At 45.7% G+C, this 16,741-nt stretch carries 5 protein-coding genes; 1 reads left to right on the forward strand and 4 read right to left on the reverse strand.

Annotated elements, in window-relative coordinates:
* Nucleotides 1–43: 43 nt before the first annotated feature.
* Nucleotides 44–12,487, reverse strand: coding sequence for a T9SS type B sorting domain-containing protein (locus FEK29_RS06320; RefSeq protein ID WP_138257578.1), 12,444 nt, complete (start codon nt 12,485–12,487; stop codon nt 44–46).
* Between the two features lie 228 nt (nt 12,488–12,715).
* Between FEK29_RS06320 and FEK29_RS06325 the strand changes: the two genes are divergently transcribed.
* A complete protein-coding gene (locus FEK29_RS06325; RefSeq protein WP_240042680.1) occupies nt 12,716–13,780 on the forward strand; it encodes a hypothetical protein in 1,065 nt (354 codons plus the stop codon).
* A gap of 107 nt (nt 13,781–13,887) precedes the next feature.
* On the opposite strand, the gene FEK29_RS06330 is transcribed toward FEK29_RS06325, so the two are convergent.
* From FEK29_RS06330 to FEK29_RS06340, 3 genes are all read right to left on the reverse strand, one after another.
* Nucleotides 13,888–14,946, reverse strand: a complete 1,059-nt coding sequence (locus FEK29_RS06330; RefSeq protein WP_138257580.1) for a nucleoid-associated protein — start codon at nt 14,944–14,946, stop codon at nt 13,888–13,890.
* Between the two features lie 151 nt (nt 14,947–15,097).
* Nucleotides 15,098–15,595, reverse strand: a complete 498-nt coding sequence (locus FEK29_RS06335; protein ID WP_138257581.1) for a plasmid pRiA4b ORF-3 family protein — start codon at nt 15,593–15,595, stop codon at nt 15,098–15,100.
* 27 nt (nt 15,596–15,622) lie between these two features.
* The gene (locus FEK29_RS06340) at nt 15,623–16,657 is read right to left on the reverse strand and encodes a COX15/CtaA family protein (RefSeq protein WP_138257582.1); all 1,035 of its coding nucleotides are present in this window, start codon (nt 16,655–16,657) and stop codon (nt 15,623–15,625) included.
* Between the last annotated feature and the right edge of the window lie 84 nt (nt 16,658–16,741).

The following is a 16,741-nucleotide window of genomic DNA, read 5'->3' on the forward strand; positions in this document are numbered from 1 at the left end:
CCGTGGCACAAATGCACGGGCTTACTATATAATTTGGTTGGGTTTAACGATATAAGGTAAAATGTCCTATGAATTCCCGCTTGTCCTCTTCACCGTTTAGTTTCAGAATATACCAGTAATCTCCAGTTGGTAGATCGGTATCTTGATATAGTCCGTCCCAACCGTTCCTATCGTCTGCAAGTAGATAAACCTCACGGCCATATCTATCAAAAATCTTGATGAACAGGTCTGGGTATTGTTCAATATTTTTAGGAATCCATCGATCATTCTGTCCATCCCCATCAGGGGTAAAGAAGTTGGGTATTTCAATATCGATGAACTCCATGTAAATGGTGGCCATCGCTTCACATCCATAGGCATCCACAACGCGCACGGTATAGGTGTCCGTGCGTGTAATGAATATGGTATTGTCGTCCCCATTGTTTCGATCGCCAAAATAGAAGGTGTAATCACCACTTCCGCCGGAGGCGACGGCTGTAATCTCGTTTAGATTGTTTTGTTCCAAGATCAATTGCAATGGTTCAAAACTCTGCACCTCAAAGTCGATGGTGTTTGTACAGCCATTGGCATGAACTAATAGAATATAATGACTTCCAGGAGCCAAATTGGCAAAATCCGGTTCCAACCTATAGTCATTAGGGTCTGTTGAATCCAAGGCATACAATACATCACCGGCCACACTTGGGTCTTCCAATACCAACTGAATTCTATTGTCCGGTGTATCCCCGGAGCATTCATAGATTACCTCTGCCGTGGCATTGAGGTTGGCGCCGTTTTCAACGGTAATGGTCTGGTTTGTGGTACATCCATTGGCATCCCTTACAAATACGATGTAGGTGTCTCCCGCAAGGTTTTCAAATAACAGACGATCTTGTACAAAATCAGCATCCGCATTGGAATTTAGTGCGGTACTGTATGGCGCCGTACCTCCCGTCACGGTAATTGAAATGGTTCCGTCCCCATCCCCGGCACATATCTCCGGTGTGCTGGAAGCCTCCATTTCCAATGGTTCCGGTGCAATCAGTTCAAATTGGATTACTTCAAAACAACCGTTGCCATCTTGTACGATTACCGTATACGAACCTTCTTCCAGTTCATCAAAAGTATTTTGATCGTCAAATTGGTTCAGGTTGGGCGAAATGGCAAATTGATAATTGCCCGTTCCCCCTTGAACATCCAAGGTGATGGCGCCATCATTGGCATCGGAACAACTGATTTCCGTAATATCAGGAGTTACCACCAAGGGTGCAGGTTCATCGATTTGTATCACTTGCGAAATTACTTCACAATCCCCACTTTGTACCCTAACGTAGTAGGTTCCCATAGGCAAATCCGCGAACGTACCGTTGTTCTGGTTGGGTCGCACTTGATCTGTGGCGGCCGCATCCCTGAACAGGGCGAATTGATAGTTTCCTAATCCGCCATCGGCGTCTGCCAAAATCACGGCGGTCGCATCCCCGTTACAATTGATGAATGCTGCGGATGGGTCAACGTCCACCGTTAAGGCAGGAACATCTTCCACGCCTACGGTATTTGAAACGATGGATACACAACTGTTGCTGTCCATGATGTAATACCGATAATTTCCGGCGGATACATTGGTGAACAAATGCGTATCTGAAGTAATGGTCTCGTTCATTGGACTGAACGAAAGGCCATCAACACTCCACTGGTAAGGGGCCGTTCCGCCCGAAGCTACCAATAGCAATTCTGCACCATTCTGGCAGGTCATGGGCTGGTTGGTAACCAACAAGGCCTCCACATCCGCAGGTTCAATGATATCCTCATCGAAGGTAGCGGTACATCCCATATCATCGGTCACGACAACACTATAGAAACCAGCACCCAAATTGTTGAACGTAGGATTCGTTTGGGAAACAGAGGTGCTCAACAAGGTTGTTCTTGCCGCATCGGCATACTTGTTCAGTACATATCTGTAGTTGGACGTTACGTTTCTTGGGTTCAAGGTCACCGTAATCGAAGCATCCGTATCCCCTTCGCAGACCAAAGCGGTATTTGAAGAACTGCCGGTAATGGGATCCGGTACCACCAAACTAAAGCTGTTGGTTCCGGTAAGCTGGTTACAACCCAAGGCATCCGTAACACTGACCGTATAAGTGCCCGCGCCCAATCCTTGGAAAACATGACTGTACACATTGGTTCGTGTTACCGGTGTGCCCAAAGCAGGGGTAATCGTTATGGTATACGGACCCTGTCCGCCCGCTGGCGTAATGGTCGCCGCACCTTGGTCGTTGGAACAACCTACGTCGGTGAGGGCAATTGGATTCAACATTATCGGTGCCGTTGGCGAATTGATCGTAAACGACCTTTCTTGGAAACACTCCGGAAATGCTACTTGCGTTACCCGAACGATATAGTTGCCTGCCGCTGTCGGAATGTTGGCAACGGTACCTGAACCGGTCAATGTACCGGCATCGTCCGTTCTGGCCGTCGGAGTGCCATCGGCATTTAAGACTTCCCAGTTGTAGTCTCCGGTATAGGTGGCATCGGCCACGTTGAGGTCTATGCTTCCATCATCGCCAAAACAGATGACGTTGGTAATATTGCTCAAGGTAATATCAAAAGTATTGGGTGCCGCAACGGTATGGGATACAGTCACTTCACAGCCCGTATTCACATTTAAAACAGCGAAGGTATAGGTGCCCGCGGCCAAGTTCGAAAAGGTGTTACCTGCCTGATAGGCGCCCGAGGGCAATTGTCTAAATTGATAATTGGCCGGGTGGGTCGCGAAGCTGGTCATGTTGCTAACGATGTCTATGGAAATGTCCTCATCCGGGTTCGGACAACTGATCGGACTAACTACATGAACGCTAGGAGTGCCCATCAAATCGAAGGGGGCTATGGTCGCCGTGGTAGTTCCCAAGCAACCTTGGTCATCATATACATTGATGGTATACATACCTCCGGCAATATCTGTTTCAATGTATGTTGGGTTTGTTCCGGACTGTACCGTTACCGGTGCCTCTACGGCCATGGTATTTGGGTCGTCCTCCTCAATAAACTCATAACGTACGTAGTTGTTGCTACCACCTGTAACCCCGCTAATGGAAATGGATGCGTTGTCCATGGTATTACCGCTGGCACAACCAAATTCGACTACGGTCGGCGCAGGTACGCTAATAAGGGCAGGCTCACCAATCGGAATGACCACACTATCCACGGAACAGTTGTTCGTAGCGGGATTTCCCGTTACGGTCACCACATAACCACCTGCCGTGGCAGGGGCCAATCCTGTGAAGGTGGCAGAATTGCCCGTCGTACTCGATGGCAAAATACTGATAGCGGCACCGTCCATGGACGTAATCTCAAAAGTATACGGAGCTGCCGCGCCGTTGGTGGTACTAATGGTAATACTTCCATCACTGGCACCAAAACAGCTCACATCGTTCGCAATGATCGACGGATTGATGACCGGTACGACCCTATTCGGAACATTGATGGTAAAGGTTCGGTTACAGCTTGCACTATTGGGCGTAGTGGTATCGTAAATGGTTATGGTATAGGTACCTGGCATTGGCGCATGATAATCGAAGGTCGTCCCAGGAACCGGACCTTGAGGTACGGCAGGGGCACCCGCAGTATTGCTGATACTGTACTCATAGCTACCAGAACCGGCCAAGACTTCGATACCGATTATGGCATCGGGCGATGCGGTACAATCCAATAGTTTAGTAAGGGTTGCATCTGCCGATAACACCGGATTTACCGTGAAATTGCTTTCAACATTGGTACATCCATTTCCGTCCATGACATAAACATCATAGGCACCTGGCGTTACATTGGTAAATATACCGCCATTGTTTTCAAAGGTTGTAGGTGCCGGACTACCGCTAGCTATTATGGCATAGCGAAGGTTACCTGCGGCCGAAGCTCCTACAGCGTTGACCGTAATGGGCGAGACACAATTGTCCTGGGTCACGCTCAATGTTGGGTTGGGTGTTAAGCTCATCGTAACCGTGTTGGTCACGTAGGAACAACCGTATTGGTCAAATAGGGTTACCGTGTAATTCCCTGCTGGGGAATTCACAGGAATTTCCACCGGATTGTCCAAGGTGCCCGTCAAGGCCATAAACCCGGCCGGACCGGTAATATCGTAGGAGTAGGGAGCCCCACCGCCTCCGGTAATTCCGGTAATCGAAATGAGCCCTGGCAAATTACAGGAAATATCCCTGGTGGCCGTGGCCGTCGCTGATAATGGAGCCAATTCCGGCACGTAAGCGTTTTCACTAGCGCCCCTACAGGCATCCACATTGCTTCCGTCCACTTGGATCACATCAATGTAATATTCACCCTTTGCTAAGGGTACGGTAGTGGTAATGCTGCTATTATAAGCTACGATTCCTCCACTGGTTTCAATAGGCGTGGTATTGCCCAGTTCATAGATCTCCCATCGCATGTTTGGAAAGGATGTCGTAGGGTTCAAATTAAAGGTAATGACTCCATTTGCGGCACTATCGCAACTAGGTTGTATGTCCGTTGTGATTTCAATAGGCAGATTGATGCCCGGAATCTCGTTTACGTTGACATTACTTTGTCTGATACAGCCTGCCCCGTCCCGTACGTAGAACACGTAGGTCCTTCCGGGAACCAGTAAAGGCACTTCTGGATACTGCGGTGTGACCGGGTCGATGTTCGCAAAGGTATGGGCGGTACCGCTAGGCAATGGCGCTGTCCATACGGCCGGATTGGCGGCAAACGTATTGAAATTGGCCGGGTCATCCGTATAGGTATATTCATAACCGGGAATCGGATTTCCTTCACTACCCTCAACGGTTACTTGTAAATCGTTACAGCCTATAATGATGGCGGAGAGGGTAATATCCAAGTCGTCCAATGGAAACGGAATGATATATCGGTCAAAGTCCTCTTGACATACCGTTCCGCTGGCCAGGGTAACCCTAATGGAAGGGAAAACCTCGGTACCGGAAGCATAGCCTCGCAATTCATTGGAGGCCTGCCATGTAGTTCCACCATCGGCACTGTATTCGACCGTACCGGCTGGCGTAACGACACTGGCGAATTCAAATCCGTATTCCAATGGATCTGGGTCGTTACAAGCTGCAGGCAATATCGGTATGATATCCGCGGTAATTTCCACGGCGTTGTTTATGGTCTGTATGGCTGCCGTTGCCGTGCATCCGTTGGCATCGGTAATGGAGACTTCGTAATCACCTACGCCAATACCACTATAATTTAAGGTTGTAGCAGAAATATTCGTATTGTTTCGGCTGTAATCGATACCATCCGCAGGGGATAGATCGACCATGGAATATGTATAGGGGGCGGTTCCACCTGTAATGGTAATATCCATTGCTCCCAAACCGTTGAAACATTCCGGATCCGTTGGAACGGCACCTACGGATAATGTCGTCACCGGTGCAAAGATGAAATCTTCACGCAGGGTCGTACAAATTGCCGGAGCGCCATTGTTGTCCTGGACATATACATCCCAGCCTGCTGGGTTTGCGATGGCCATGGCCTCGGTAACCGTAAGGGTATTTGTGGCACTGTAAAAGCCTGCCGGACTCGTATTTGCGGGTACGATGGCGTACAATAGGGTGCCGTTTCCTCCCGTAGCCGTGGCGGTAATAAATCCGTCGCCACAGGCACTAAGCGGTGTGATGTCCACATCCAACTCCAAAAGCGGACTGATGACCACCGTTTGGGTGTTGGGTGCCGTTGGGCAACCCAATTGGTCCCTTACTTCAACATCATAACTACCTGCGGAAAGCCCGGAGAAGGTAAAGGAAGTTGCCGAAGCTGGCGTTGGCGTAATCCATGGACCTCCGTTGATCCTAAATTCATAATCCCCGTTACCTGCCGTAACATCCACTACTATCGAGCCATCGTTGGTGCCGGAGTAACATGCCGTAGGCGTGGTCGTAAACACGATGGCCGCAGGAGGGGTCACCGTTACTGCACTTGTCAGGGGCAATAACACTTCGCAGGCATTCGTATCCCGAACCCGAACCAGATAATCGCCATCCGGCACATTGGTAAATTGTGTGTTGGTCTGATAAGTGGCTATCACCGTTCCTGCGGTGTTCTCCAATTGGTACTCGTAACTTGGGTTTCCACCCGATGCCGAAGCTTCCAAAGTAGCCCCTGTGTTAAAGCAGGTATAGTCCGATATCTGACTTAAAGTCGGTATAATGGCCGATGGTTCCGTCAAGGTAATGGGGAAGGAAACGGCGCAGGCCGTATCGTCCAATTTTCGCACTTGAACCGTATAGCTACCATCGGATAAATTTGCGGCCGTGGTCACAGGAGATGTTAAGGAACTGGTCCAGTTGGTACCGTCAAAAGAGTACTCAAAACCAATTCCGCTGGTAAAGTTGTCCACTTCAAAACGAATGTATCCATCCGCAGAACCGTTACAACTTGGGTCGGTAACCGCCAACAAATTGGCTTCAAAAGCCTGGTTTGCCTCAACGACTACGGTCAGGTCCTGACTAGCCGGACAAACGGAAGGCACTTGAAAGGCCGTAATGTCGTCCAAAATAAGGTCGTTACCATCGTTACTGTTCACATTGTTCCGGAAGACGATATCAATATCCGTATTGGCACCTGGGTTAAAGGTAACGGTGCGTTCGTGCCAATCCGTATCGCTGGTGTTTTTTGGAATTTCCGGTACCACTTCACTATGGATTACCGTACCACCATTGTCCAATATCTCGATCAACACCTCTGGATTGTTACCTGCACCACCCAAGTTCATGAGGTTGTAGGCCCAGAAATTCAAGGTGATTTCCTCATTGGGCAATACTTCAACATCCCTTTTAGCCCAAAGAATGGAGTTCAATACGGGGCTACCCGTATCGGAGAAAGTAGAGATGTCAATGGCCAAGAAGCGACCATCGGTCAACCCGGTGTGATCTTGCGGACTGGTTAAGGTGGTCAAAGGATTGGTCACAAAATTCGTGACCGTATACTCCCCGTTTACCAATATTCCTGCAGGTCCACGGTTACATGGGGTCAAGGAACCGTTTTGGGGTTCAAAGCAATAATCCGGACCAATTTCACCGATCTGGGTACTAGGTCCTGCCCCAAAGTTTTCAAAGAACAAGGTCGTCTGATCGGGGGTACTACTGCTTGAATAATCAACGGTAACGGTGTGTGTACCCGCCTCTACACCGCCAAAAATATTGCTATCCCCTGGAGTGTTCAAAGTGCCGTTGAGGGTATAGGTATAGTCAAAGTCGGTCGTGTTCGATGTATTTATCGTTATCGTTCCCAAACCATCACAGTCATAATCTACGGTATAGGAAAGGTTGGGGTCCGCGGCCGGCGCCGGAACCGTTAGGTCCATGTCATAGCTACAGCCTAAATTGTCGCGTACGACCAATTGATAGGTTCCCGGCATTAGGTTTCGCTCGTTCAAGGCACCAAAATTGCTTCCGCCATCGAAACTATATTCGTAGGGGGCCTCACCGCCACTGGCATTTAAAATCTTGACCAAGGCACCACTTGGATTGCACGAAGCGTCCTCCACGATGGCCGCCGAGGCGGTCAAACGGAAGGGCTGGTCAATTTCATATTCCAGGGTTTCGATACATCTGGACGTTGGGGTTCCGCTGGAATCCATAACGGAAATCGTATAGAACCCGGCAGGAAGGTTTACAAAGGTATTTTGGGCTTGGAAGGTTGCACCGTCCAAACTGTATTGATAGGGGGCCGTTCCGCCCGTAACGTTTATCGTTAAGGATGAGGTAGACGAATCCGCACAAATGATGTCCGTGTGGGAAGCCGATATGGAGGGAGTGCCCAAAAACTCGATTTCAACGGAATTCGAAATGGCATAGCATCCACTGTCATCGAATACAATGAATTCATAAATCCCTGCATCCGAAGCATCTGAAAAGGTAAAGTTGCTGGCCGTCTGGATATCCGTTACCAGAATGTTCAGCATATTTGGTGGACTTGGATACAGATCGGTTCCATCCTTGCTCCAAATGGCCATAAAATAGTCGGGGTTGGGTTGCCCACCATTTGGGGTCAAGGTGATAACTCCCGGATTACAGGTAATATTGTCCGTAGTAACAGCACTTAACGTAAGTTCCGGTATTTCCGCTACCGTAATGTTCTGGGTATCGGTACAGCCATCATCGGTAGTGGTGATGACGATATAATCACCTGCATTTACACTGGTAAACGAATAGGTATTATCAGGGGAAATCAGTTGACTGTCCACAAAAGTGCCCAATCCACCGTTGCTGCCGTCGTCCAAACGAAGTTCATAACTGTAATTTGGCAATACGTTCAAGGCTTGGATGTTAATGGCTCCCGGGGCACCGCATTCCGCTGCAACGGTTGTAATGTTTACCTGGAAGTCGCGCTCCAAAATCCCGATATCCTCCGTGGTAAAAATACAGGCACCATCCATTGGATTTCCCGTAATTGGATCTAGCTGTGTTACTTCCACATAGTAAGACCCGCTGTTCGTAATATCAAAACTAGGCCCGTTGTTGGCCGAAAAAGGTACGACAACGGAATCATCCGAAGCATCCACTAACTGAAAACCATATCCCGATCCAACATTGGTGATACGAATGTTACCTGGTGTACTGCACAGAATATCATCCGAAGTATAATCAAGATCCAACGTATTTTTGAACACGTTGAAATAAAAACGGCTAAAACATCCGTTCAAATAATTGATGACTACGCGGTACTCACCGCTATCGGTTATGGTAAAATTGTCCTGTATGGCCATATTGGTCCAGGTACAGGTCCCATTTTTGTTTGCACAATCATCTCCCGTAGCCGAGCAACTGCCCTCGTCCAATTTTTGCCAAACGATGCTCTGGGCATCGGAAATGCCCAATTGCAGGGTAGCCTCGTCATTTTCACCACACAAAAATATTTTGGGAAGTAAGTCCCCATCGATGGAACAGGTTACGATTTCCCCTTGGATATCGTTATCCGGATTGGGGTCCGCGTTGACCATATTGAAATAGTCGATAATGGGGTTGGTCTGGGTGGTCCCAAAACGTTCTACGGTAATCAGTTCCACCAAATCCACACAACCGGAAGCACCGGATTTTTCAACGATGTAGTTTCCAATATCCGTTACCAAAAGTGTCGCGGGATTATTGTCCGGATTACCGTCATTGATCGCGGGTTCCCCCGCGTCTATCTGTCCGTTGCCGTTGGCGTCGATGGCCCAGGTATAGGTGGCAAAACCACTTCCTGCGGTTAAGATGGCGAAATCACCACATAGCTGAACGGTACGTGCCACGTTACAGTTTGCCAAATCACTTAAAATGTCATTGGTAGCAACTTGAGGAGGTACGTCACAAGGGGAGGTTGAATTTGCCCCGCCCTCATCCGTAAAAGTGGCGGGATTCAATGTACCTTGGTAGGTAGAATACGCTTCATTGACCAGGGTGCCCGAACAGGCATCCACAAAATCCGAACAATTTCCGGAAAGGGTCACCATAATACGTATGGTATACTCAGGGTCTCCCACTTCCACCAAATTATCCGGTACTTGAAATACGATTTCATTGGTTACAGGATCGTGGTTGGAGGTAACCCCCGGAGCATCGGAAGTATTGATGCCATCCAAGGCTACATTCGCTGGAAGTATATTTCGTATGGAATAGTTTGTGGCATCGTCATCGCCCGTATTTTGAAAACGGAGCACGTATTGGAACGATTGGCCTAAGTTTATGGACTGTCCCGTTAGGGATGCCCCACCCAAGTTTTCTGAGGTGTTGCCCAGCAAAATTTCAGGAGCGAACACCTGAACATAGGATGCCGCGTTTACGGTTCCGTCAGTAGGGTCTACTGCAGGAACACCTGCCCCATATACACCATCATCGCCACCATCGGCATTACCATCCTTATAAAATTCGTTGGCATCGCTACAGCCATCGCCGTCGCTGTCCAAATCCAAATGATCGGGGATTCCATCATTATCGGTATCGCAACCTGCGGTCAATAGTACACCCCGCATATTTGTTGGTCCTACCACTTGTTGGCCAATGGTGAACGAATTACTTCCAGAAGGATTCCATGAAACAGGTGCCGGTGGCGTGTCCAAGAACATGGGTTCCAAAGGACCGTTGGAGCTTCTTGCCCCAAAAATCTGAAATTGTCCGGATTGATCAATAATCACCCTAATCGTTGGGCTTCCGTTGGAACTGTTTACGGTCCAAATATTTGGGTTTCCGGCCTGTCCGTAGGTAGTACCATCCGTAAATCGTGCAAAATTTCCTGCCGCACCCAATTGGAACTGGATTTCACCCGCTACATCATTCCCGTTTAGGTTTAGATTAAACGAGTTATCCACGCTGAAAATATCTACGATCAGATAATTGTCCACACTGACCAAAGGGCTGGTATGGCCATTTCCATTGGCGATGTTGAAGGCCAAGGTATCACATTCATCCTCGTCATAAATTCCGTCATTGTCATCATCCAAATCAGTGATATCCCTGACGCCGTCATTGTCCGTATCGTTATGGACCGTAATCAATGCGGTAGGGCTGTCCGGTGTGGTATTAGTATCCGTTTGGTCTTGGGTATTGGTAACGGTATTTATTAAACCTAAAAGAGGTAGGGTATCGATTTCATCTGCGCGAACGGTAAGTTCTAGTTGTGCGACGTCCCCGCCATCCAAGGTGCCAATATTCCATGTACTACCACTCCAAGTACCATGGATGGTAAAAGCATTTTCCAAGGTGAGTCCGGCTGGAATGTTATCTGTAATTCGGAGGTTGGTAAGGGGTCCAATTCCATTATTTCTTACCCGTACCGTAAAAGTGGCCGTTTCCCCTTCCATGATTTCATCATTGTCAACGGTCTTGGATAGGACTACATCCGGGTCGCAATAAAGCGCCTGAATGGTATTACTATCATAGGTACAAGGTCCTTTGGTACCTCTTACGAAGAAGTCACCAGCTCCAGTAGGAGCATAACTAGGACCGTTTGCCCCAGGAATTAAAACACCATCCTCATACCATTGGTACGCATCGAAATTACTTGTTGCTTCAAAAATTTCAGAACCTACAAAGCATCCAGATCCTCCTCTAATTTCCAAGGTAACCTCTGGCACCGTATCAAATCCAGAGAAATAACCTGCGACTCCTTGATTATTGTTTACACCAAAAAATCCAACGGCCATGGGTCCGGTGGATTGCACGCTCACGTTTCCGTTCAAATTGGGAACATAAAAGGTTTTCCATTCTGAAGAACCCGCCACTGGGCTTGATGGCGGTAGTGTAACAGGTCCATTACCATCCGTTATCGATATATTTGAATCCGGAGTATTAACTGCAGCAATTATTGTGATTCCACCAGTAACAGTTGTTCCTGCTATGTTCCTAATATCCGGAATATTGTCCATGACATCGGGTAACAAACAATTTACAGGAGCCACAAAGTTCAATCCCGCTGTTTGAGCACCGCTACTTCCGGCCAAACATTGATAGGCATATACGTTCTTTGAAGTTTGCACAAACATATTAGCCCCTACAGTACTGGATGAATAATAACTACTGGGAACTTCAAAAAAGTCACCGTTATTTAGAGTAGCCAATGGAGTTGTACTGCCATTGACAAATATTTGGGTATTGTCCTCCGTAGCGATGAGCAAGGGAAACTCCGTCCATCCATTAGTATTGCCATTGCCCCTTACGAAAACATAATCTTTTCCGAGTCGGTTTTCAGGAACCGGTTGATCGATACCTGCATCCCTATTACTATTGTTTACTTGACGACCAAAGTTGACCGAGCCGTTACTTATAACAATATTCTTGTCGGATTCAATAGATGCTCCTATCCATCCTTGCTGTTGCGCTAGAGAAGGCGGATTAACATTTCCGATATAGTTTTCAAAAACAAAGGATTCGTTGGCGTCTAAAGTGATGGTGTAGGTATCGGCTGTAATGGCGTTTGCATTATTGCCAATACGAAACGTACAATTGGGATCATATCCAAATACGCGTACCGTAGTGTTATCCTCTGTTGCCATGATACCCAAGGTATTGGATTTGGATGCGTGCCTACCCCCTAAATTGGGAACACCGCCCCACTTAAATCGGGTACCCATTGCCTGCCTACCTTTGGCCGTCAATGATGCAGCTTGGGCAGATGATTTTCCTCGATAATTAACGTAGAATCGATTGCCGCTTGGGGATTCGAAACGTAACCCACTGTTGTTTAGAACAACGCCTGTATTGGCATTGTTCACCAAGGTAATATTGTTATCTCCATTGGCCAGAGTCCAAGTGGCGGGACTAATATTTGAGATGTTAAAGGAAGCTATTGGGGTTGGGTTTGTACCTCTGTAGGCATTTACCGTAAATGTAGTAGGCTCAGGCGTGGAGAGATAGATTGCCTGTTCCTGTATACCTTGGTTGTTCTGTCCTTGTTTTAAGGGTGGTAAATAGTGAAGGTCGCTCAACTGCGCGTTACCAGTTATCCCTAAGACAAGTAATAAAACAAAGAGAATTCTTTTCATTATTGATAAAAGCGTGAGTTATAACCCTCAAAAAAACCTCATTATGGCATTATGGGCAATGTATTGTTGCCAATGCCTTTTATTTTGTGGTCTTCCATACCTATTATGTAGTATGGCTTTTTTGAAACGCAATGAATTAGGCGGTTTATCGATAAAAGGAGCTGTTTACCTTAGTGTCCTGTTTGTTGTATCTTTAGGGGACAATTCAGTGCTATGGAAGAAAAATTGATGTCGAAAAAAAAGCCGGCCTATCCCGTCAGCGAGGCTTTGGACGGTTATCTTAAACACTACAACCGGAAGAGCGAAATTCCAATTTTTTATGATGATTTGCTCCGGTTTTCCGGCTCAGTGGTTGTCTATGACAACAATGACGAGGATACCCTTTGGATACGGGTGTATTATACCGAATTTGACCGAAAGGAAATAGACGATAGTCTAAAAAAAGTCTATTCGATACTACATTCCGATGGTAGTAACAACATCCACCAATACCTCAATGTGGATGCGGTAGACTTTTGCACCTTTGGAAACTCCAAACCTTTTCGCATAAAGATCCGAAATATTCTGAACGACAACTTCACTTATTTTTACATAAAACGTACCGATGCGTCCCGTATTTACGGATTGGAACTGGAGCACATGCTCTCTCCCTATAACCTGAACTTTTTGGTATACAAGGATACATTGATCGAGGAGCACATTGCAGGGATTCCAGGCGATGAGTTTATTAGGAACATGCTGCCCAAATGTTCCGAACCCGAAAAGGCACAGCTTGCCAAGGAGTTCGTAAAATTCAATGAGCGATGTATGATTCGGTTATTGGGCGATATGCGCTCTTATAACTATGTCATTGTACCCACCCATGATTTTGATCATGTGGTCTATAAGATTCGGGCCATCGATTTTGACCAACAATGTTTTGAAGGAAAACTAAAGGTATACCGACCCCAGTTTTTCAAGGAAAATTATCAAATGGTAGAAATGGTACGTGAAAAATTGCTCCGGGATTCGGTGGACCAATACAAACTGGAGGAGCGTTCCATGGTGGCCAAACGTATTCTTAGCTCTGGAAACCGAATCAAAAAGCTACGGGCAATCTGTAAGGAGGATACCATCTCAACGGAAGAGAATATAGCCCTTTTGAAGGAACAGATTGGCATCTTGACCTCTGATTCGAATTTCAGCAAATGCAAAACGATGGGCGAAGTCCTGGACCTTGCCTTAAATTTTGTCCGCCGCAACTATGAGGATGTCAGTATGAAGCAGATAATTGAGCAGAATATCAAAATTTAGTTCTGTGTGAAAATGAAAAGTGAAAAATGAAAAAGATTTTTTTACTAAAGGCTAAAGGCTAAAGGCTAAAGGCTAAAGGCTAAAGGCTAAAGGCTAAAGGCTAAAAATCAACTCTTCTGTTCCTTGTTAAAATATACTAGGTAGTAATACATCTGTCGCTCTTCGTCCCAACCTTTTTCCACAAATTTTTCGGCGGATTCCGGATTGATGAAGTCCAATTTGATCTGGATGTTCGTATCGAGATTGATAACGTTTTTTATTTTTTTTCGCACATCTGAAACAGCCTTGTTGGCAATATCGAAACTGGAAACATCTTCAATGCTGTATTTTGGACCTTTCTCTACCTTATAGTGTTTGAATTCCGGAATCAAGGCTGGGTTTTCCATAACCTCATTTAGGAAATTGGTTTCCTCAAAGGCGTCGTTCTTGGCGAAATGATTAACCGCTCTGTTCATGAACAACACTTCTTGCTGCTTGTCTTCAGCAGGTAAAACTATGTCCTTGGCAAAGTTCTGACAGAATTTTAAGTAGTTTTTGGTCTTGAAATTGTCATCTGATAGTGGTTCAACGCTAAGGAAGTTTTCTAGCCAATATTTGGTGTCATATTTATTGCTATCTACGGTAAGCACTTTATAACCTTCTTCCTTGTTAACATTGAGAATCAAGCACCCCTTATCTAGTTTATTAATGTTGATACCTTGTTGAACGATAATGTCCAAATTGGATTCATTCTCCTTGAACTGTAGGAAGTCATGTTTTAGCTCGCTTTTGAATATACCCAAGGCATCAACCTTTTCATTGTCCAAATGCACCCCGGTCAAATAGGTCACATATACCTCGCCGCTTTTAATATGGGGGTGGTTGGACTGTTCAAACAATAAGGTTGCTATTTTTTTGGAGGCCTCATGCGCGTTTGAGGTATCCTGAAAAACGGTGCCGGCCAATTTGTAGAGTTCATTGAATTCTACATCCACGTCGTTTGAGAGCTTAAAATAATTCTCCTCCTTTTCGCGAAAAGGTTTAAAAAAGTATTCTTTTAATAGACCTGTAGTCTCGTCGTTTAGTGCAAACGGTTCTGCGGACAAAAATATTCCTTCGCCCTTATTTTTGTTTCCTACCCTGTGTATGGATATATGTTCGATTTGGGTAGCATATAAGTTGATCATGAAATTTTTTGGTTTTTTGGGGTTCTATTGAGGTTGTTTAAAAATCAAAAAAGTAGTTTTCTACTAACTACTAACTACTAACTACTAACTACTAACTACTAACTACTAACTACTAACTACTAACTACTAACTACTAACTACTGATTACGGTCTAATTCCAATTTTCGTCAAAATCCAGGTCGTCATAATTTTCAAAGGTATCGTCAAAGTCGAAGGCACTATTTTCGGATTCGAATTTTCTTTCCGGGGGCGACTCGGGCAGTTCCCCAAAGCCGAACAATACATTAGGGTAGGGGCGGCCATCTTCTTTTTCCACGATATCCGCCAGTTCCACAAAAAAGGTCCACATATTCAAGAAGTCATAGACATAGATCATTTTGGGACTGTCCTCGGTCAAGACATCTTCCAAAAAAGTTTCGTTCATCAATCGCAAATCGGAACCTGTTTCGCTCATATCGAACAACGAAATTTCTTCATCCTGTTTCCAATTTTCGTCACAGGTGTAAAAGGATGCCATTTCATTACCTAAAAAGCCAAAGGCTTGGGTGATGGCATTATGAAATTCCTCCAACGTATTGTGGGCTTCAATTTCCAAATCCCTGAAGATATCCTCTTCGGCATCCAGTATTATCCTGATTTTATAGACCATACCTAATTAATTTGTGGGATGCCAAAGTTACAAAGAATTGAGACTTGTTTTTGGCTTAAGGGCATCTAAAACCAGATAGAACTGCACCCCGAATAAAATCGAGGCAAGAACAAGATGTAGTGGTTGACTTGCAAATGGGAAATCCAAATAATACATGGCCATTCCAGAGAAAGCCTCGACCACCAACAGAAATAGAATCCAGACAATTTTTATATGTCCGAGGTTCAGTTTGAAAATTCGGTAAGCCAAATAGGCATTTAAAAGAATGACAATAATGGAAAAACTTCGATGTACATAAAATACCCATGTTGGGTCTGCCAGCCATAACCTCTTAGCGGTATCTCCCACTATATCAATCTGATGGTCCACAAACTGCCTAACTTGCGTGCCAAGAATTATTTGAACGATGGTCAAAATCAATGCAAACCAAGCTAAAACGAGTGTTGTTTTGTCAAAAATGATTCTCTTGTCCTCATTGTTTACCCTGTAAATAATAAAAAGTAGTATTGCCACGATGAACAAGGCCATAAGCATGTGCAAGGTTATTTTTACAGGTTCCAAGACGGAATATACTACGGTGGCCCCCAGCCAGGCCTGAAAACCCATGCCAAATACTACCAGCCATGAGAGAATGGTGACTCTTTTTTGTTTTTTCCAGTAGGTGATGGAACTTAAGGCCAAAGCAAGGGTAGCCAAACCCGCTAGGGCACCAAAGAGTCGGTTAATGTATTCTATCCACGTATGCCAAGGGTTAAAAATTGCATAATCATGCTTCGTATACATCTGCCAATTAGTTTCATCAAAAGATGTAGTGGATATAAAATCCTTGGCTGCTACCCATAATGTTTCATCCTTTATGATAACCTGACCTTTTTTATAGGGGCTCTCCGGTTGCCACTGGAGTTCAGAAGCTTCCGTGGGAGGGATATAATACCCAAAACATTTTGGCCAATCCGGACAACCCATACCGCTTCCGGTCATACGAACCACGGCACCGGCTACAATGACCAGATATACTAGAATAAGCGCTAATTTGGCAAGTCTTCTAAAGGATATTTTCATGGAGCAGTGTTTGTACAAAATTACCACTCTTTTGAAAAAATAATGGGGAAACCCCATTTTTTTCACCCAATTCACCTTTACGAC

Origin of the sequence: Maribacter aurantiacus, from assembly GCF_005780245.1 — a bacterium.
Lineage (GTDB): Bacteria > Bacteroidota > Bacteroidia > Flavobacteriales > Flavobacteriaceae > Maribacter > Maribacter flavus.